Source organism: Desulfovibrio subterraneus, assembly GCF_013340285.1.
Taxonomy (GTDB): domain Bacteria; phylum Desulfobacterota; class Desulfovibrionia; order Desulfovibrionales; family Desulfovibrionaceae; genus Halodesulfovibrio; species Halodesulfovibrio subterraneus.
Genome location: NZ_BLVO01000016.1, coordinates 888,682 through 909,226, shown reverse-complemented (window position 1 = coordinate 909,226; position 20,545 = coordinate 888,682). Strand labels below are relative to the sequence as shown.

At 59.4% G+C, this 20,545-nt stretch carries 15 protein-coding genes and 2 tRNA genes; 15 read left to right on the top strand and 2 right to left on the bottom strand.

Translation table 11 applies throughout. From position 1 onward, the window contains the following. Window positions 1–895 (bottom strand): cadherin-like domain-containing protein (locus HUV30_RS18265; protein WP_174406924.1); only part of this gene is annotated, 895 nt, incomplete at its 3' end. Between the two features lie 635 nt (window positions 896–1,530). Between HUV30_RS18265 and HUV30_RS18260 the strand changes: the two genes are divergently transcribed. From HUV30_RS18260 to HUV30_RS18225, 8 genes are all read left to right on the top strand, one after another. After that, complete coding sequence (locus HUV30_RS18260) at window positions 1,531–3,924, top strand: type I secretion system permease/ATPase (RefSeq protein ID WP_174406923.1); 2,394 nt, start codon at window positions 1,531–1,533, stop codon at window positions 3,922–3,924. 12 nt (window positions 3,925–3,936) lie between these two features. Then, window positions 3,937–5,262: an HlyD family type I secretion periplasmic adaptor subunit gene (locus HUV30_RS18255; protein ID WP_174406922.1), complete on the top strand. Its 1,326-nt coding sequence runs from the start codon at window positions 3,937–3,939 to the stop codon at window positions 5,260–5,262. Between the two features lies 1 nt (window position 5,263). Then, window positions 5,264–6,232, top strand: a complete 969-nt coding sequence (locus HUV30_RS18250) for a transglutaminase-like cysteine peptidase (protein WP_174406921.1) — start codon at window positions 5,264–5,266, stop codon at window positions 6,230–6,232. Between the two features lie 55 nt (window positions 6,233–6,287). Continuing rightward, window positions 6,288–8,351, top strand: coding sequence for an HD domain-containing phosphohydrolase (locus HUV30_RS18245; RefSeq protein WP_174406920.1), 2,064 nt, complete (start codon window positions 6,288–6,290; stop codon window positions 8,349–8,351). A gap of 90 nt (window positions 8,352–8,441) precedes the next feature. Then, window positions 8,442–9,572, top strand: coding sequence for a helix-turn-helix domain-containing protein (locus HUV30_RS18240; RefSeq protein ID WP_174406919.1), 1,131 nt, complete (start codon window positions 8,442–8,444; stop codon window positions 9,570–9,572). 37 nt (window positions 9,573–9,609) lie between these two features. After that, window positions 9,610–10,095, top strand: a complete 486-nt coding sequence (locus HUV30_RS18235; RefSeq protein ID WP_174406918.1) for a VOC family protein — start codon at window positions 9,610–9,612, stop codon at window positions 10,093–10,095. A gap of 158 nt (window positions 10,096–10,253) precedes the next feature. Beyond that, a tRNA-Phe gene (locus HUV30_RS18230) sits at window positions 10,254–10,329 on the top strand. A gap of 84 nt (window positions 10,330–10,413) precedes the next feature. Further along, window positions 10,414–10,489, top strand: a tRNA-Phe gene (locus HUV30_RS18225). 158 nt (window positions 10,490–10,647) lie between these two features. Here the strand turns inward: HUV30_RS18225 and HUV30_RS18220 are convergent. Continuing rightward, window positions 10,648–11,334, bottom strand: a complete 687-nt coding sequence (locus tag HUV30_RS18220) for a hypothetical protein (RefSeq protein ID WP_174406917.1) — start codon at window positions 11,332–11,334, stop codon at window positions 10,648–10,650. Window positions 11,335–11,645: 311 nt separating this feature from the next. On the opposite strand from HUV30_RS18220, the gene HUV30_RS18215 reads away from it, so the two are divergent. From HUV30_RS18215 to HUV30_RS18185, 7 genes are all read left to right on the top strand, one after another. Continuing rightward, complete coding sequence (locus HUV30_RS18215) at window positions 11,646–12,743, top strand: BMP family ABC transporter substrate-binding protein (RefSeq protein WP_174406916.1); 1,098 nt, start codon at window positions 11,646–11,648, stop codon at window positions 12,741–12,743. Window positions 12,744–12,973: 230 nt separating this feature from the next. Next, a complete protein-coding gene (locus HUV30_RS18210) occupies window positions 12,974–13,621 on the top strand; it encodes a phosphoribosyltransferase family protein (protein ID WP_174406915.1) in 648 nt (215 codons plus the stop codon). 1 nt (window position 13,622) lies between these two features. Continuing rightward, window positions 13,623–15,182, top strand: a complete 1,560-nt coding sequence (locus HUV30_RS18205) for an ABC transporter ATP-binding protein (RefSeq protein WP_174406914.1) — start codon at window positions 13,623–13,625, stop codon at window positions 15,180–15,182. 53 nt (window positions 15,183–15,235) lie between these two features. Next, on the top strand, window positions 15,236–16,303 hold the full coding sequence (locus HUV30_RS18200; protein ID WP_174406913.1) for an ABC transporter permease: 1,068 nt from the start codon (window positions 15,236–15,238) through the stop codon (window positions 16,301–16,303). A 527-nt stretch (window positions 16,304–16,830) separates the two neighbouring features. Beyond that, window positions 16,831–17,760, top strand: coding sequence for an ABC transporter permease (locus HUV30_RS18195; protein WP_174406912.1), 930 nt, complete (start codon window positions 16,831–16,833; stop codon window positions 17,758–17,760). 2 nt (window positions 17,761–17,762) lie between these two features. Continuing rightward, window positions 17,763–19,466: an adenine deaminase gene (gene ade, locus HUV30_RS18190; RefSeq protein WP_174406911.1), complete on the top strand. Its 1,704-nt coding sequence runs from the start codon at window positions 17,763–17,765 to the stop codon at window positions 19,464–19,466. A gap of 203 nt (window positions 19,467–19,669) precedes the next feature. Next, on the top strand, window positions 19,670–20,281 hold the full coding sequence (locus HUV30_RS18185) for a hypothetical protein (RefSeq protein ID WP_174406910.1): 612 nt from the start codon (window positions 19,670–19,672) through the stop codon (window positions 20,279–20,281). Window positions 20,282–20,545: the final 264 nt, after the last annotated feature.

The window sequence follows — 20,545 nt, the reverse complement described above, 5'->3', positions numbered from 1 at the left end:
CACCGGCGTCCGCATCCACGGCCGTCAGCGTACCGGAGGCAGCTACGGTCACGTCTTCGGTCACGGCTCCGGTGTCAGTTCCGGTGATGACGGGCGCATCATTCACAGGTGCCACATTCACGGTAGCTCCCGACGCAGTGCTCAGATCACCATCCGTCACATCAAATCGAACATTGACCGTACCGTTAAAATCGGCATCCGGCTTAAACGTCCACGTACCGTCTCTATTGGCAGTGATGGTGCCGTTATCAGCAACAAGGTTGATAACCCGCAGCGGATCACCGTCAATATCTGATGCGTTGGCCAAGAGCTGGGAAGAAGTAAGGATGATCGTGCCATCCTCATCCATATTAAACGAAAGAGAACCGTTCACTTCGGGAGCATGATTCACGGCAACGGGGCCTGCCCCTCCGCCAAAACCACCTGCACCAGCGCCGCCAAAGCCACCACCGAGGGCACCCAACCCGCCGCCACCCTGCAGACCGGTACCGCCAACGGTTCCACCGCTGCCTTGCTCAAGAAGCGAATCAAAGCCCCCGAGCAATTCGCCCGGTTCGTAAATATAGGTGGAACCACCACCGCCCGCAGAGGCACCTGCGGCAGTTTCAAGAGGAATATCGCCCAGAGAGGCATACAGGGCATCACCGGCCACAACGGTACCGTCGCTGAGAACAAACTCAGGCGCCTGTCCGTTTGCAATGATGTCAATGAAGTCAATCAGGATGAGTTTGCCGCCGTTCTCGAACGAGAACACGAGGTCATTCCCTGCACGGGTGACCATTGCCGAATTAATATCAAATTCGACTTGCAGCACTGCAGCAGGATCTATATGCAGCTCAACATTTACGCCAGCTTCGGGCGCAGTCAAAACGATAGGACGTGCGGAATCCGCCATGGCCCCCCCCCTTGATTCATGGTCATAAAGATTACGTGTACTGTCGGCTTTTCCCAGATTCCCGAAATCCGAAAAGGCCAACCAGCATAGCTAATTACAGCGTATTGGTATCAATTACTATCAAAAGGAAATTTCAAACACAACACCGCAGCTGTGCTTTTTTACTCCGGTTCCCCCCCGGAGACACAATCCTTACCCGATAATCGACCACGAATTCAAGCAGTTGGGCAACAAAAAAACCTTACAAAAAAATCTGTAATTTCGTTGTAAAAAATGAAGTTCTCCGCTGAAGAGGAGCAACTAATTGCAAAACACACGCACCTCCGGCGGAGGCAACGTCCATTTTCTTCCGTAGCTGTTGCAATAATCACATAAAAAAGTGATAGTTATGACAACAGCCCCGCACCGCAACCTCCCGAACATTGTATTCTCGGAAGATATGCGCGATACAGTGCGGAGCATCGGCGCGTTGCGATACGGATATCCGAACGGCGAGGCAGAAGCCCCGTCCGGAGCTGCATTCCGATATCGCCCGGATATCACAAAGTAGCCTGAGAATAACGTAAATGCGGCTTTGACTTTTCTGCCGCACACCGGGAATACTGCGCCCATTCCGCAGGGGGGGATCCTGAATAATGTCCGAGATGAATTCCAGAACCGAACAGACCGACAACGATGAAACAACAGCGGGCAATTCCACAAAGCCAGATGATGCCCGCGACATGACAACGCCCGACACAGACGTGCAGGCGGAAGCCCTTCAGCAGCCTGAAGCCGGACCGGACTCTCATGAAGACGAATCCGTCCCTTCACCCAAAGACGCTTCAGACGCATCGGATGGACTGCAAGGCAGCTCTGCCATACCATGGAAAACCATTGCTCCGGCACCGGCAGATGTGGATTATGAATCCCCCCTGCTGCGCTGCCTTGTGGTGCTTTTTTCCCTGCACGGGCGCACCATATCCATAGAGAAACTCAAGGGCGGTCTGCCGGAACATGGTGGCCCTTCGCACACGTCAGCCTGCCTCCGTGCTGCCATGCAGGCCGGTATGAACGTGCGGGCCGTGCACAGGCAGAAGCTGGAGAACATATCCACCCTCACCCTGCCGTGCATTCTGCTGCTCAAGACCAAGGGAGCCTGCGTTCTTACCGGGCTCAATGACAAGACGGCGGAAATCATCTTTCCGGAAACCGGCGGCACCCCCATTGAAATCCTCCGCTACAAGCTGGAAGAGGAATATGCGGGCTATGCCATCTTCGGCAAGGTTGAAGGCAGGCTGGACAAACGCGCCAGCGAGATAAAACTGCTCAAGGCCAAGCGCTGGTTCTGGGGCACCATCTGGCATTACCTGCCCATATACAAGCATGTGGGCGTTGCCAGCCTTGTGATCAACCTGCTGGCCATTGTCTCGCCGCTCTTTTTCATGAACGTGTATGACCGGGTAGTACCCAACAATGCGCTTGATACCCTCTGGGTGCTGGCCATAGGTATTGCCATTGCCTACCTGTTCGACTTTATCCTGCGCAATCTGCGCAGCTACTTCTGCGACGTGGCCGGCAAGAATGCGGACATAATTCTCGCCTCACGCCTCATGCAGCACCTCATGAGCATCCGGCTGGACAACAAGCCGGACTCCACCGGCACGCTTGCCAACAACCTGCGTGAATTTGAATCCCTGCGCGAATTTTTCAGTTCCACCACGCTGCTTGCCATCATCGACCTGCCCTTCCTGTTCGTATTCATCGCGCTGGTGGGCTTCATAGGCGGGCCCATGCTCTTCGTGCCTGCTCTTGCGGTTCCGCTGGTTGTCATCATCGGCTGGCTGCTGCAGTATCCGCTGCAGCGGGCCATTGAATCCGGCTACAAGGAAGGTGCGCAGAAAAACGCCCTGCTCATCGAGATTCTCAACGGCATAGAAACCGTAAAGACCAGTCAGGCAGAGGGCCGCATGCAGCGCATGTGGGAACGGGTGGTCGGCATGAGCGCCCGCTCCAACAGCCACACCAAGACCCTTGCCAACTTCTCCATAACCATGTCCATGCTTGCCGCACAGCTGGTGAGCATGATCATCATCGTCTGGGGTGTGCACCGCATCGGCGCGGGCGACCTGACCATGGGCGGACTCATCGCCTGCAACATCCTCGCTGGCCGTGCCATGGCCCCGCTCAGCCAGGTGGCAGCCATGCTTTCGCGCCTGCAGCAGTCACGCATGGCGCTCAAATCGCTCGACCTGCTCATGACCCTGCCCACCGAACGGGCGGACGACAGCGCATCGCTCTGCTACGTGGGCCTTGCCCCGTCCCTTGCCGCCGAGGAACTGAGTTTCCGCTATCCCGGCAACGAACGGCTCGCGCTGGAAAACGTCAATTTCCTGTTCCGTCCCGGTGAAAAGATCGGCATCATCGGCAAAATGGGGTCCGGCAAAAGTACGCTGGGCAAACTAATTGTCGGCCTGTACCAGCCCTCCGAGGGTGCCGTTAAACTCGGCGGGGTGGACATCCGGCAGATGGACGTGGCCGAACTGCGCAGCCGCGCGGGCTACGTCTCGCAGGACAACTACCTTTTCTACGGCAACGTGCGCGAGAACATTGCCATCAGCAACCCCAATGCCGACGACAACGCCATTCTGCGCGCAGCCACCATTGCCGGTGTCACCGACTTTGTGCAGGCACATCCGGCAGGCTTCGGCATGCCTGTGGGCGAACGGGGCATGGCGCTTTCAGGCGGGCAGCGGCAATCCGTTGCGCTGGCCCGCGCCCTGTTGAACGATCCGGAAATCCTCATTCTGGACGAACCCAGCTCCAACATGGACAACGGTGCGGAATTCCAGTTCAAGCACCGCCTTGCCACTATCATCAAGGACAAGACGCTGGTGCTCATCACCCACCGCATGAGCATGATAGACCTCGTCGACCGGCTTGTGGTCATGGACAGCGGGCGCATCATCGCGGACGGCCCCAAGGCCGCAGTGCTGAACGCGCTGAAGAACGAACAACTGCGCGCAGCAGCCAAGCCCCGCACCATGTAAAAGGAAACGTCCATGAGCAACAACTACCGCAGAGAAGATATCGAATTCATGAGCGAGGTGGATGCCGCCCTCAGACACAGGGGCCATCCATACGCCTATCTGCTTTCCGTGGCCATTATCGTGACCTTTGCCGTCTTCTGCATCTGGGCGCATTTTGCCGTTCTGGACGAGGTGACACGCGGCATGGGGTCGGTAATTCCCTCCCAGCGTCTGCAGGAAATGCAGAACCTTGAAGGTGGGATACTGCAGGAAGTGCTGGTGCACGAAGGGCAGATTGTGGAAAAGGATCAGGTGCTCGTGCGCATAGACAACGAGCAGGCCCGCAGCATCTTCCGTGATGCTTCCAGCAAGATTCTGGAGCACGAGGCAGCCATCATCCGGCTGGAAGCGGAAGCCTCCGGCACTGATCCGGTCTACTCCCCCGAACTGCGGGAAAAGGCCCCCACCATCACGCAGGACCAGCTGAACATCTTCCATGCACGCAAGGAACAGCTGCTGGCCGAAATACGCGTGTTTGACGCCCAGCGGTATCAGAAGCAGCAGGAAGTGGAAGAAATGATCAGCCGACGCAAGCAACTTGTGCAAAGCCACAAGATTGCGGCGGAACGGCGGAACATAGCCCGCCCGCTGATGGAAAAAAACGTCTATCCCCGCGTTGACTACCTGCAGCTGGAAGAAAGCCTGCTCAAACTGCAGGGTGACATAGACTCCCTGTCTCTTGGCATTCCCAGAGCCTCGCGTGCGGCAGAAGAGGCCAAGGCACGGCTCGAACAGCGCATGGCCGAATTTCGCAATCAGGCACAGGAAGAAATCAACAAACGCAGGGCAGAACTGCGCTCACTGCGCGAATCACTCACCGCAGGCGAAGACCGCGTTACACGCACGGATATCCGCGCGCCCATGCGGGGAACCATCAAGCGCATAAATCACAACACCATCGGCGGGGTTATCCGCCCCGGCGATACCATTCTCGAGCTTGTGCCTCTTGACGACACCCTGCTCATCGAAACGCGCATCCGCCCTGCGGACATCGCCTTTCTGCATCCGGGGCAACGGGCCATGGTCAAGATCACGGCCTACGATTTTTCCATATACGGCGGGCTCGAAGCCATCGTGGAACAAATCAGCGCGGACACCATAGAGGACCGGAAGGGAGAGAATTTTTATCTCGTCAAGCTGCGGACAAAGACGAACACCATCATCTACCGCGGACAAAAGCTCCCCATTATCCCCGGCATGACTGCGACCGTGGACATTCTCACAGGCAAGAAATCCGTGCTGGATTACATGCTGAAGCCGATTTTGAAGGCAAAACAGAACGCCCTGCGGGAACGATGATTTGAAGAAAAACGTGCGGCATACACTGCATTCTGCACACCGGACCGGATCGGGCCAAGCGCCCGTACCGGCCGTCCCGCTTGAGCCGGACGCCCGCCCCGCAAAGCCTGAACAGGCTGACCGGAAATTGGGGGCAGGCAGAACGGGACAGGCCGGAGGGACCGGAAAGTCAGGATGGAGCCTTGCCTGCCTGAGTCTGGTTGCGGCCCTCATTCCGGCCGTGATTCTGGCTCCGGCAGGGGGACTGTGGCGCGCCCACGCACAGGAAGAACCGTCAATGGCGGCGAAGATGCTTGAAGGTGCCAAGGCTCTGCCTGCGCAGCAGCGGCCTTCCGCCTTCCGCCAGCTGATAACCGGCACGCAGCAGCCTGCACCCGCACCTGCAGGCAAAACCGGACAAAACGGCCGTGTGCGCCTGTTCAACACGGTGGAGTTCAAGGGACCGCTCAAGCTGGTCCCGCAATGGAGCAGGGTCATGCAGGCCATGAAGGCCGGAAAAGACAAACTCAGTGCCGTGCTGCCCGCCACGGGCAACGGCAATGCCAGAACCGCATGGAAGGCGCTGCGCGACAGCGCCGCCAAAGACCCGCTGATGGAAAAACTGAAGAAGGTAAACGCCTACTTCAACAAATACCCATACAGACTCGACCAGGAAATATGGGGCAAGACGGATTACTGGGCCACCCCCGCCGAGTTCGCCGAGAAATCGGGCGACTGCGAGGACTACGCCATATCCAAGTATTATGCGTTGCGAGAAATGGGTATCGAGGCTGACAAACTGCGTATTGTGGCCCTCAGGGACCGCATCCGCGGCATAGGGCACGCCGTGCTTGTGGTCTATGCCGAGGGCACCGCGTGGGTGCTGGATAACCAGACCGATCTGGTGCTCTCCCACGACAGGTACAGTCACTATCAGCCGCAATATTCCGTGAATGAACACAACCGCTGGGCGCACGTCCCGACCAGATGAACTTTGTCTGCAACCTGAAGGCGAAAGCCGTAAAAACACTATTCCGGAGTTGACTATGGCAGAATCCAGAACATCGACACAGGCGACCGGCAGCGTCATGAGAGGCAGGATCATCCTCTTCGGCGCATGCCTGCTCGCAATGACCATCGTGGCATCGACAACGCTCGCGATGCTCAGCATCAACAGCGAAGAAGAGGAGCTTGTCTCCACCCTTGCCCGACAGCAGGAGCTGCTTTCGCACAGCAGGGCCGAAGTTGTTGAAACATGGCTCGCCAGCCTTGCGGAACAGGGAGAGCGGCTCATCAATGCCGACATGTTCCGGCTCTTCACCATGGAGGTGAACGGGCTGGGCAACGATCTTACCCCCCTGCTCACCCCCGGCAACAAGAGTGACGAGGGTTCCATGCTGGCACAGCAACTGCCCATGATGCGCAGCCTGCTTTCGGAATTTGCCAGCTACGCGGGCTTTGTCTCCGGCCGCATCATCAACACCTCGGGGCAGACCTACATTGCCACGGATGCGGCCACAACGCCCCTGTCACCTCTGCAAGCGGAATATGTGAAGGCCACACTGGCATCCAAGAGTCCCCACTTTGCTCCGGCACGGATGGGTACCAACGGCCTGACGCTGGACATGTTCCTGCCCATCTTCCCTCCGCAGTTCACCGAAGGCAAGGACGCTCCCGTGGCCGTGCTCATGCTGTCACGCATCGTGTCCGGCAAGATAGGCGAATTCATCGCCTCTTCTCCGCTGGCAGACAGCACCCTGCGAACCCGCCTCATCCAGAGGACCGGAGACACCTTTGAAGAGGTGGCACCATGGCTCCCCGAAGGGCTGCGCAAGCTCACCCTGCTGCCCCAGACCCTGGGCGAGAGCAACGCCATTCCCTTTGGCGTGCGCCCCTCGCTGGACGGCACGGGCGAAGCGTATTCCAGTGCCTACAAACTGCCCACCATTGACTGGTGGATCATGCAGGAGGCCGACTACACCAAGGCGCGCTCTGTCTTTGTTGCATACAGCCGCAGTATCATCATCATTGCGGTGCTGGTCACGCTGGCGCTGGCGCTGCTCATTGGCGGCCTGTGGTGGTTCCTCATCGGTGTTGAAAACAAGCAGACCGCCGAAAAGTTCAAGCAGCTTGCAGATACCATCGACGATCAACGCCTGCTGCTTGATTCCGTCAACAACACCATTACGGACTTTATCGCCCTCAAGGCACCGGACGGTTCCTACATGTATGTGAACCCCGCTTTTGCCGCAGCCGTGGGGCGTCCTCTTGAAGAGATGATCGGGCTGGACGATGCCGCCATATTCGGCTTTGAAACAGCGCGCAGACTGAAGAAGTCGGACGAACTGGTCCACTTCTCCGGCCAGTCCGTCACCATCAACGAAACGCTCTTCCTGCAGTCACGCAAGTACCACATGCAGATTTCCAAGGTACCCTTCTGCGATGCCGACCGCTGCGACGGCATTGTGTCCGTGTTCCGCGACGTGACCGAGGCCGTGGAAGCGCAGGACCGCAACAAGCGGGTCGTCAAGCAGACGGTGGAAGCGCTGGTAAACACCATCGAACATACCGACCCGTATCTGGGCGGCCACACCAGAATGCTGTGCGCCCTTTCCGCAGAGGTGGCAAAGGCCATGAGCATGACCGAGACGGAAATCGCCACCGTGGAGGCTGCCGCCAACCTCTCGCAGGTGGGCAAGATGTTCGTGCCCAAGGACATTCTCAACAAGCCCGGCCTGCTCACGGATGAAGAAAAGGAACAGATGGAACGTCATGTGGAGCACGCCCGCGATGTGCTCAAGAACATAGACTTCGACCTTCCCGTAGTGGAGGCCATCTACCAGATGAACGAACGCCTTGACGGCAGCGGCTACCCCATGGGCCTGAAGGATGGCGATATCATGACCGCCGCCAAGGTTCTGGGCCTTACCAACGCCTTCTGCGCGCTTGTGCGCCCCCGCTCATACCGCCCTGCAAAGCCCGTGGCTGCGGCGCTGGAAATCATGGAAGACCAGCAGAGCCACTACGACCCGCAGGTTATTGCCAAGCTCAAGGAAGTGCTCAACTCCCCTGCCGGCGAAAAGATCATCGCCAACATCCCCGCGGCCTAGCCGCACACCGGCCCTGTGCCGGACACTCCGGAAATACGAAAGGCCGCCTGCAAGGGCGGCCTTTCTGCTTGCTGAAACCGCTGCAGTGCGGTGAAATGGCCAGATACAGACAGTGCAGCCCCCCAGCCTGCCCCTTATCAGGACGAAACCGACGCCATGCCCGACCAGCACGAAAACATCGCCATACGCAGCCTGACCCGCAGAGTACCAGACCGCCGTTACCGGCAGTATGCCCCCTGCCCGCAGCTTGCGCCCTATGTGCTGTGCTACTGGTCCATGCGGACGGACGCAGACATAAGCGACAGCACCAGGGTGCGGGTGGTGCCGGACGGCTGCGTCGATGTTGTATTCGACCCCGGCGGCGTGCTCACGCCTGTATTTAACCAGGAAGCCGACCCGGCGGGTCCGCCAAGCGAGGTTCCTTGCCATCAGGGAGACGCGACAGACTATTTCGCTCTCACAATTCCGAAGGTTCCGTCCAGGCACACCGACCAGACCGGCCAGACCTACCAGGTCGGCCAACACGATCAGACCGGCCACGACAGGCCGCCCGTCCGCGCCCCACGCCCCGCGTCATCCCCCGCCGTCTTTCTCACCGGCATCATGCGGCAGAGCATGATCATCGGCTACACAGCGCCGGGCACGTCTTTCGGCATCCGCTTCCGGCCTGCCGGAGCCGGAGTCTTTCTGCGCCTTCCGGTTCATGAAACAACCGAACTGCGCCTCTCCCTGCACGATGTGCTGCCCGACCTTGCCGCACGACTGGAAGACGCCCTGCTGCTGTCTCCGGCAAACATGAGCCCCATTGTAACCCACCTGGAACAGGCCCTGCTTCACCGGCTGACCGCCATCAAAGAAGCCGACCCGCTCGCGCACGCCGCCGTCTCCCTGTTCGCAGCAGACCGCGGCACACGCGATATCGCCGCCACGGCAGCGCATCTGGGCACAAGCACACGGCAGCTCGAGCGCAGTTTCGCCCACCATGTGGGTCTTTCTCCCAAACAGTTCTGCCGCATCCTGCGTCTGCACAAGGTGCTGCACCTTCTCAGGAACAACCCTGCCTCCGTCCGCTGGAGCAGCGTGGCGGCAGAATGCGGTTTTGCCGATCAATCCCACCTTGTCCGCGAAATGCAGTCCCTTTTCGGGCTCACTCCTTCTGCGCTGCAACGCGAGCATGAGCATGTCGCATTTATTCAATACACCATGCCCGATTTGCGATAACAGCCTCTTCACACCACCAAGCAAGGAGGGAACACCCATGTCCTTTACATTCGAAGGCCCTGCCGTCATCGTGCGCAATATTCCCGCATCGCGCCATTTTTACGAAACACTGCTGCAGCAGGAAGTGGCGTTCAGCGTGGCTGAGAACTACGTCAGCTACAAGGGCAAGTTCTCCATATGGTATGAGGGCTCTGCTTCGGCCATGATCCACGAACGCAGCCGTTCTCTGTCAACACCAGCACCCGAAGCGCTGGAGCTGTTTGAGCTGTATTTCGAAACGACCGACCTTGATGCGGCATGGAACGCACTCAGCAAGGCGCATATTCCCGTGGTGCACGGCATACGCGAACAACCGTGGGGCCAGCGCTGCTTTCGCGTGAAAGATCCGGACGACTACATCGTGGAGCTTGCGGAGCCTATGCCGGTTGTTGTACGGCGTTGCCTTGATTCCGGCATGTCAGTGGAAGAAACCGCAGCGCGCACCATGCTTCCCGCCGACGTGGTTGAGGCTATGAAGGGATAAGGGAAATTACGCACCAAAGGCCACCGGCCTGCCCTTTTTCCCATATCTCCGGCACGTTGCAAGATGACACGATTCCGGCCCGTTACGGCTGTTTGGCGGCTTTGTAAAAAAAGACTTGCCAATCCGCCGGACATTCTCTAAACAGTCTCTCTCGTTGTGCCTCGATAGCTCAGTAGGTAGAGCAGGGGACTGAAAATCCCCGTGTCCGCAGTTCAACTCTGTGTCGAGGCACCACTTTGCACAACCGGAAGCCTTCATCAAACAAGGAAAAACTCCTTGCCAAGCAGAAGAGCTTCTTGTACATAGAGCTTCCTTCCTGCCTCGATAGCTCAGTAGGTAGAGCAGGGGACTGAAAATCCCCGTGTCCGCAGTTCAACTCTGTGTCGAGGCACCATGAGAACAAAGCCCTTGCGCATCGCGCAAGGGCTTTTCTCGTTTCTGCCACCATGCTCCGGCCAGCCACGATACTCTTCACCAAAATGAAAAGACCGGAAGCAAAGCGGTTTCTATCCGCCATGCGTCCGGCCTGTGTACTTACAATACTCTTGTCGGTCACGGAGCGATACGGAAATCGCCCGGATCGGAATGCTGCTCCTGATCATACATCTTACTGAACGGCGGCAAGGGATCAAGCTTTGTCATGTCGCCTGCTGCCGCCCCGTATGAAAGCGTAACGACACGCATCAGGATGAAATCACCGGCCAGCCGGTCAAGAATATGCACCCGCACCGTGGGGGGCAGGGTCACACCCGTTCTCTTCAGGTAAGCGATGTACTGGGCAAATTCGGCATCCGGAGCTGCGGTATCGAGAACATAGTCGGCTGTGCGCCACGTACGTCCCCATGCCTCGGCCTTTTCACCACCCAGAAAACGGAAGTGATAGTATCTGTCGAACTTGATCAGACGCTGGGCAAGCATCACCTTGTCCGGTGCCGTAAAGACTTCCGATTCCATGGTGTCCACAGGCACCATGGTCATGATGTCCCCTTTCCCGACCACACGGACACGCAGGGTACCGGCGTGGCTGTATTCCGCAGGAACATCCACAACCACAGGTGAATACAGGCCCACGGTACGGGCCTCAGGGTTCCAGCCGGCAGTTCTGCCCACGCAGCCGGCAAGCAGCACGGCAAACGCCAGCACGCTCAAGGCAAGCAGCCTTGCTGTACTGCCAGCTCGACCAGTTCTGCCTGCTCGGGCCGCACTGCCGTTCATGGCAGCCAAACTCTTCATTTTCATGATCAGTCTCCTTACACTTCTCGCATGTTCCGGAACAGGGGCAAGATTCCACCGGGTACTCCCGCTGGCGAAAGCAGTTCCCTTCTCATGCGCAAGTTCTCCCTATCATCTACGACCGCGACAGGATGGTGTAAAGATATGTGCATAAATAATTCCCGCAACGCCTGCGAAGCGTGAAAGATGCCTTGCAGGGCAGGGAATGTTTGACAAGCGCCCCCCTCGATGAAAAAAGAACCTTGCCGCCGGAAGGAAGCGTGAGCAATCAACCTGCCGGTCATTTTTACCTTACAGTGATTCTGAGGAGCATACCCATGATCAAGCGTATTATCACCGTTCTTATGGCCGCGGCACTGCTTGCATGCGCCGCGCTTCCCGCCATGGCGCAGGCCGCCAAGGTAAAGGTTGCCTTTGCCATGCTCGGCACCGTAGATGACCGGGGCTGGAACACCGCCCACAGCAAGGGCATTGATTACCTGAAGGCACAGCTCGGCGACCAGATCGAACTGTCCATCACCGAAAACGTGGGTCCGCAGGATGCAGAGCGCGTCATCCGCAACTATGCTCAGCAGGGTTACGACATCATCTTCGGCAACTCCTTCCCGCACATGGACGCCATTGAGCGCGTCGCTGCCGAATACCCCAACATCAAGTTCGAACACTGCTCCGGCTACAAGATGGCCGCCAACCTCAGCAACTATTTCGTGCGCCTCTATCAGGCTGAATACCTTGCAGGCTACACCGCCGGTCTCATGGGCTTCAAGAACGTGGGCACCGTGGCTACCCACCCCATTCCCGAACCCATCCGTGGCATTAACGCCTTCACCATCGGCCTGAAGAAGGGCCTGACGGAAGCCGGTGTGAAATTCGACCCCAAGAAGGTCAACACCGTTGTCTGGATGAAGTCGTGGGAAGATCCCATCAAGGAAACCACCCTTGCCGAAACCCTTGCCGGTCGCGGTCATGACCTTATCCGCCAGATGGCAGACACCCCCGAAAGCTCCCTTGCCGCCTGCTCTCAGGGCGTTCCCGCCATCGGCTACGGCACGGACGCAGCTTCGTTCGGTGCCGACTGCGTGCTGACCTCCACCACGGTGAACTGGGGCCCCTACTACGTAGCCACCATCAAGTCCGTCATCGACGGCACCTGGAAGGCACAGGCTTACTGGGGCGGCTTTGACAAGGACGGCGTGCGCCTTGCTCCCTTCAACAAGGCAGTGCCCGCCGACGTGCAGGCCAAGGTGAATGCCGAAATGGCCAAGCTGCAGAAGGGTGAAGACCACATCTTCGCCGGTCCCGTTGTGGATCAGTCCGGCAAGGTCACCATCCCTGCCGGTTCTCAGGCCACCGACGGCGACCTGCTCAGCATGATGTACCTCATCGAGGGCGTGAGCGGCAGCATCCCGCAATAGGTTTCTCCTCACGGTTTTTCGTGTATACTCTCCGGGTCGCACCGCGGCCCGGAGGTTTTGTTTTCAAGAGGAAGCAGGAACAGGCCGCTCGTCTGCCGCAAACCGGACACACGCCGGTGCGGACCGCTCCCGTATGCGTCAACCTGCACGGCCCGAAATTCGTCATTGCAACCCCTTCCTCCAACCGGACAGCCGGAGCGCTGCCCGCCGGAACCACATGGAGATAACTGATGGACGTATTACAGGGACTCGATTCCGGTGAGAAATACCGCTGGGAAGTACCCGGCCTGCCCTACGCGGTGGAACTGCCGCTGGTGCGCGTACCCGCCGACGGCAAAATTCTGAAGATTGCCTCGCTCAACCTTGTGGGTCAGGTGCGCCTGAACCGCGACATCGGCGTGCTGCTGGCAAAGAAAATACGTGACGTGGTGGGTGATCTTACCGACGTGGTGCTGCTCACCGTGGTGGAAAAAGGCCTGCAACTGGCACAGGTAGTGGCCGAAGAGCTTGGCCTTGAAGCCATGGCCGTGGCCTACAACCGCGTGAAGCCCCACATGGAGGCCGACCGCCGACCCGTGCTGCAGATCGGTGCATCCTCCATCACCAGCGGCGGCAAGTTCCTTGCCCTGTATGAACGCGACATGAACCTGCTGGCACGCGGCAAGCGCTTCATCCTGCTGGATGACGTGGTTTCCACCGGCGGCACCATTTTCAGTCTGGCCGACCTGCTCGAAGAGGTCATGCGCCTCAAGCAGCTGCCCGCGCCCACCATCAGCGCCATTTTCTGCGCCGCCATCGAGGGCGAGCAGTCTCCTCTGCTGCCCGCGTCCGTCCATTCCGTGGGCGTGCTGCCCAAGCCGATACTGGAGACCGCATAGCATGAACGACGAAGCCGTGAAGCCGCCCTGTACGGTAACACCGGAACGCGCCCTGCCCCTGCTCGAATGCGTGGGCATTGCCAAACGTTTCGGCCCGGTGCTCGCCAACAGCGGCGTGGACCTGACCGTGCACGCAGGCCAGATTGTGGCCATTCTCGGCGAAAACGGCGCAGGCAAGTCCACCCTCATGTCCGTCATCGCGGGCCGCTACCGGCCCGACGAGGGCGAGCTGCGGCTGGACGGTCGGCCCGTGCACTTCACATCGCCCGCGCAGGCGCTGCAACGCGGCATAGGCATGGTGTATCAGCGCTTCATGCTCATCGGCCCACTCACTGTGGCGGAGAACATTCTGCTCGCCGCCGATGCCGCACGCATGAAGGACGAAAAGCGCCACACCCTTGCCACCGTCACCGCACGTATAACCGAGCTGGCAGAACGCTACGGCCTGCAGGTTGATCCCAGGGCGCGCATCCGCGATCTGTCCATGGGCGAACGGCAGCGGGTGGAAATTCTTAAGCTGCTGGTGCAGGACGCCCGCATACTCATCTTTGACGAACCCACGGCCGTGCTTGCCCAGCCGGAGGTGGAAGGCCTGTTTGAGGTCTTCCGCAAGCTCAAGGCGGACGGTCGCGGCATTCTGTTCATCACCCACAAGCTGGAAGAAGTGCTCAGCGCTGCAGACCGCATTGCCATACTCCGGCGCGGACGCATCGTTGCGCAGACCGAACCCTGCAAGATCAACAACAAGCTTGAGCTGGCCCGCCTCATGGTCGGCCGCGAGCTGGTGCTGCGGGTGGACAAGCCGGACATCCCTCTTGGGGAAACAGTGTTCGAGGCACGCGGCCTGAGCAGTCCCGCCTTTGAGGATATCCGCTTTGCCGTGCGCAAGGGCGAGGTCTTCTCTATTGTGGGCGTGGCCGGCAACGGGCAGGAAGCCCTTGCGGAAGCCGTGGCCGGTACGGTCGCTGCCGCATCGGGCAGCGTGGCCTTCATGGGCCGCGAATTTTCTGCGCGCGAATGGCACGCATCCCGCGACAGGCAGAACGCCGGAGGCATAGCCTATGTGCCGGAAGACAGACACCACATAGGCAGCATTGCCGGTATGGGACTGCGCGAGAACTTTTTCCTCACCCGCCGCGATGCGGCAGGCGACGGCCCGTGGCTGGATGCGGAACGCATGGAGCAGGAAACCCGCGAGGCCATAAACCGCTTCAACATCGTCACGCACAACACGGCCACGCTGGCAGGCTCACTTTCCGGTGGCAATCTGCAAAAGCTGCTTCTGGCCCGCGAAATGGCACGCAACCCCGGCCTGTTCATTGCCGAACAGCCCACACAGGGGCTGGATATCAAGGCCACGGAAGACGTGTGGGCCGCGATTCTGGCACAGCGGGAACATTCCGGCGTGCTCATTGTCACCGGCGACCTGAAAGAGGCCCTTTCCCTGTCCGACCGCATAGGCGTGATGTTCCGTGGCAGGCTTCTGGATATTATCGACACACGCGACGCAGAGCGCGTGGAACGCATCGGCCTGCTCATGGCTGGCACGGTGCAGGGCTGAGACATCAGCCGGAACCCAAGCCGGAATTTGCTGCCGGTACATGGACAAACACAATGCTGCTGCTTGAAAAACGTCATACCCGCCTGAAGCATGAAGGCCTGCTCACCGCCGCCATTGCGCTCGGCACCGCCCTTGTTGCGGGAGCCATTGTCATGGCCGGTTACGGTGCCAACCCCTTTGCGGCCTATGCGGCCATGTTCAAGGGGGCGCTCGGCTCGGGATTCGGTCTTTCCGAGGTGGTGGTCAAGGCCATTCCGCTCACCCTGACCGGCCTTGCCGTGGCCCTGTGCGCCACCATGCTGCTGTGGAACATCGGCTGTGAAGGCCAGTTTGTCATGGGGGGCATAGGCGCCGCCGGTGCTGTCATGTATCTCGGCCCCGTGCTGCCCGCCCCGCTGCTTCTGCCTGCCGTTGTGCTGTGCGGTGCGCTGTTCGGCGCTTTGTGGGCACTCGTTCCTGCCTGCCTGCGGGTGTGGGGCAATGTGAGCGAGATTCTCACCACCCTGCTGCTCAACTATGTGGCCATCATCATGATGGAGCACCTGTACTACGGCCCGTGGCGCGACCCCAACGGCATGGGGTTCCCCGGCACGCCGCTGTTTCCGCCCGCTGCCATGCTGCCACGCTTCGGTGATACGCGCATCCATCTCGGCCTGCTGCTCGCGCTGGTGCTGGTCATCGCCTTCCACTACCTGCTTTCCCGCTCCAAATGGGGTTTTTCTGTCCGCATCATCGGCAACGGCCCAAAGGCTGCAGCCTATGCAGGGCTTAACGTACCCCGCCAGACTCTGCTGGTCATGGGCCTGAGCGGTGCGCTCGCCGGTCTTGCTGGCATGGGAGAAGCTGCGGCCATACACTACCGCCTGCAGGACGGCTTTGCCTCCGGCTACGGCTACGACGGCATCATCGTCGCCTGCCTCGCCGCTTTGCAGCCGCGCCTCGTCCCCTTCTGTGCCCTGCTGCTCGGCGTCTTCATCGTAGGCGGCGAACAGCTCGCCACGGCCATGCAACTACCCGCATCCATCAGCCGCATACTCGAAGGTGCGTTGCTCTTCGGCTTTCTGCTCAGCGAGACCATCAGCCGCTACCACATCAAATGGGCCGGCAGAAAGGCCGTATAGGCGGCAATGGACTAACAGGGATAAGATTTTTTATTTTTTCGTTAGTGATGTTAAGCTGTTATGCATGGAAAGTTTGCCTTCGGCAACCAAACACTCCGTGAGTGGCGAGATAGGCAAATCGCCGAGATTAAGCACAATTAAGGTGCCTCCGGCGGCCAAAGGGCATGATGCCCTTTGGAAACCCCGACAGCGACAACATACAGCCTCTTCCTGCCGATAGCGGCTTACCGGAAGAGAAACGGCACTCTGAATTTTGAACAGCACGGCTCCGGCCAAGCCTCCCATGCCGATTGAAAGCGCTTCGCTTTCACGGCAGGACAATCCTGCTCTCAACGACTGCTGACTTAAGCGGGGCGAGGCAGGGAGAGTCCAGAGAGGGCCTTGCTGAGGGGCGCAGCCCCGGCTGAGGCCCTTTCTGGTCCCGCGGAAGGCGGCAAAAGGAATAACTGGATACGACTTGTTGTAGTCGGTGAAAGGCCCCCCAAGCCCCCTCACCCCCTACCCATTCTCCCCATGAGGATACTCAAATGCTCGACGACTTTACCTTCATAGCCAAAATCGCCATGAAATCCTCCGTGGCCGTATGCTTTGCCGCCCTCGGCGAAATCTACGCCGAACGCAGCGGCGTGCTGAACCTCGGCGTGGAAGGCATGATGCTCATGGGCGCACTGGCAGGCGTTGCCGCCGGTTCCGCCACCGGCAACCCCGTGCTGGCCACACTCGGCGGCATGGCTGTCGGCGGCCTGCTGGCCCTGCTGCACGCCTTTTTTGCCATCACCCTGCGGGTTAACCAGACCCTTTCCGGCCTTGCGCTGACCATCCTCGGCGCGGGCCTTTCCAGCTTTCTCGGCCGTGCCTACATCGGCAAGGCCGCGCTGCGCATGAAGGTCTACGTGGTGCCATACCTCAGCGATATTCCGGTCATCGGCGACATTTTCTTCAAGCAGACGCCGCTGGTCTATCTTGCCTACATCCTCGTACCGCTGGGCGCATGGCTGCTCTTCCGCACCCGGCTGGGCCTCAAAATCCGCGCCGTGGGCGAGGACGCCGCCTCTGCAGACGCCGTGGGCGTGAACGTGGCCGCCATCCGCTACGGCTGCACGGTTTTCGGCGGCTGCATGGCGGGTCTTGGCGGTGCCTATCTCTCGCTGGCCTACACGCCGGGCTGGAAGGAAAACATGACCATGGGACAGGGCTGGATAGCCATTGCCATGGTCATCTTCGCCACATGGTACCCCTTGCGCGCCTTTCTCGGTGCACTGCTTTTCGGCGGGCTGACCGCGCTGCAATTCTTCTTTCAGGCGACGGGCGTGGAACTTATTCCCATAAACGTGCTGCGCATGTTCCCCTATCTTGCTACAATACTGGTACTCATCGTGGTGATGCGACTTGACCGTACACAAGGACGCGGGGCCGCTCCGGCTGCGCTCGGCGTTCCATTCAGCCGGGAGGGCTGATCATGACCGAACTCAAGACCCTTATTTGCGCCGCACGCGGCGAAGAACCCGCCGACCTGCTGGTACGCAACGTTCAACTGGTGAACGTGCTTTCCGGCGAGATTCATCCCGCCAACATCGCAGTACGCGACGGCGTGATCATCGGTTTTGAGGAATATGAAGCCAAAACCGTTGTGGATGGCAAAGGACGCTACTGCGTGCCCGGCCTCATTGACGGACACATCCATATCGAGTCCACCCTGCTGGCACCGCCCCGCTTTGCGGAAGCCGCCGCAACGCACGGCACCGCCGCAGTCATCTGCGACCCGCACGAAATTGCCAACGTCATGGGCGCGGAAGGCATTGAATACATGCTTGCGGTGAGCAAAGACCTGCCGCTTTCCGTGTTCGTGATGATGCCCTCGTGCGTGCCTGCCACACACATGGAAACCTCCGGCGCGGTGCTGACGGATGCACATGTGCGAGATTTTCTGGACCGCTACCCCGACCGCATCCTCGGCCTTGCCGAGATGATGAACTACCCCGGCGTGCTGTTCCGCGATGCCGGTGTGCTTGCCAAACTGGAAGCCGCACGCGGCCGCGTCATAGACGGCCACGCCCCGCTGCTGCAGGGCAAGGACCTGAATGCCTACATCATCGGCGGCCCTGCCAGCGACCACGAAACCTCCACCGTGGAGGAAGCCCGTGAGAAGCTGCGCAAGGGCATGCACCTGATGGTGCGCGAAGGCTCGCAGGAACACAACATGCACGAGCTCATGGCCGTGCTGAACGACTTCAACAGCCAGCGCACCTCGTTTGTCTGCGACGACAGACTGGTGAATGACCTTGTGGCCGACGGCCACATTGACGACATTCTCCGCAAGGCCATGGTGGAAGGTCTGCACCCCGTGCGTGCCGTGCAGATGGCGACCATAAACACCGCCCGCTATTTCGGCCTGAACCGGCGCGGCGCAGTGGCCCCCGGCTACCGTGCAGACTTCGTGCTGCTGGATGACCTGAAGACCTTTGCCATTGCCGACTGCTACCTGAACGGCAAACGCGTGGCAGAAAGCAGCTTTGCCGCTGCTGCCCCCTTCTCCGGCAACACCATGCACGTGAAGAGCCTCACCGAAGCCGATCTGCGCATACCCGAGCACACGGGCAAGCTGCGCGTGATGGGCATCATTCCCGGTCAGATCATCACCGAAGACCTGCGCATGGACGCCAGAATCACCAATGGGGAAGCCGTGGCCGACCCTGCCCGCGATCTCGCCAAACTGGCCGTGTTTGAACGCCACAATGCCACCGGCAACGTGGGCCTCGGCTTTGTGACCGGTCTCGGCCTCAAGGCCGGTGCACTGGCAGGTTCCGTGGCGCACGATTCCCACAACCTCATTGTCGGCGGCATGTCCGATGCGGATATGATTGCGGCCGCGCGTGAGGTTGTGCGCATAGGCGGCGGCCTTGCTGTTGCGCACGAAGGCAAGGTGCTGGCCTCGCTGCCCCTGCCCATTGCAGGGCTGATGAGCGATGCCCCTGTGCACGAAGTGCTGAGCGGCCTGAAATCCATTAACGATGCCCTCGGCACGCTCGGCTACAAGCTCGGCAGCCCCTTTGCCGCGCTTTCCTTCCTTGCCCTGCCCGTCATCCCCGCCCTGAAACTTACCGATAAGGGACTGGTGGATGTAACCAGATTCCAGCCAGTGGACCTGTGGGTGCAGGAATAACCAGACTGCAGGCCACACCATAGTCCGGACACAATAGGACACAATAGAATATCGCGCGGCCGCATACGGAGAGAACATCTCCATATGCGGCCGCTTGCACGTTATACATTATCCATAGTAGTTACAGGCATTCCCAGTGTTGCAGCCCCTGCGCTCAGCCTCAAGGGTACCCCGTGCATATCCCGATACTCCGGAGGGTTGTCTTGCGATATTTCCGTTATGTACTGCTCGCTGCCTTGGCAATGTTCCTGTGCGCCTGCGCCCGCAATCCGCTCGGCATGACTGACGATGAGTGGCAGGGCCTGTCTTCGGAACAGCAGATGGTCGCACGGGAAAAGCAGGCACAACTGGATATTGAACAGCAAAAACTGGATGAGGAACGCCGCGCCCGCGTAGCCGCCGCAGAAGCGGCGAAACGCGAAGAACAGCACCGCAACGATCTTGCCGCCGGAATGATTCTGGAGATTGTTCCGCAAACGCCCATCTGCCTCGGCGGGAGCCGGTGCGGCGGAATAGACAGCCGGGTCATACTGCCTCTGAAGGCTTTGGCCAGTGTGGATTACATCCAGTTTCTGGCGGACGACAACATCGGTGACAAGCACGACGCTGTCGCACATTTCTATGCCGACGATCAACTTGCAGAGCGAGTGGACATCAAGAAGATCAGGCAGTGGCATGAGGTGTTCATCGGCAAGACAGCGCGGAATATCGTTATCCGTCCGGAAGGCGATGACGAGCTGCGCATCTACCACATCAAGGTTTTCGGCCAGAAGCACGACTGCGGCAACGAGCAGTTCATCATTATCCGAAAGTAGCCCGCTGCCTCACGCACTCCACCGCCCATATCAAAAAAGGCCGCCCTTTCGGGTGGCCTTTCAGACTGCTGACAAAGTTATTTCAGGGATTTTTTGGCTCCGCCGGGCAGGAACCTAACGTTCCTGCACCTCGTATAAGCGATGAAAATCCGTTTTCAGACCTCGGTTCCGGCTAAACGGGAATACGGTTTTACTGAAAACGAGGTTTTGTCACTAACCTGAAAGGCCACCCAATGGGCGGCCTTTCATATTCTGTCGTATGCC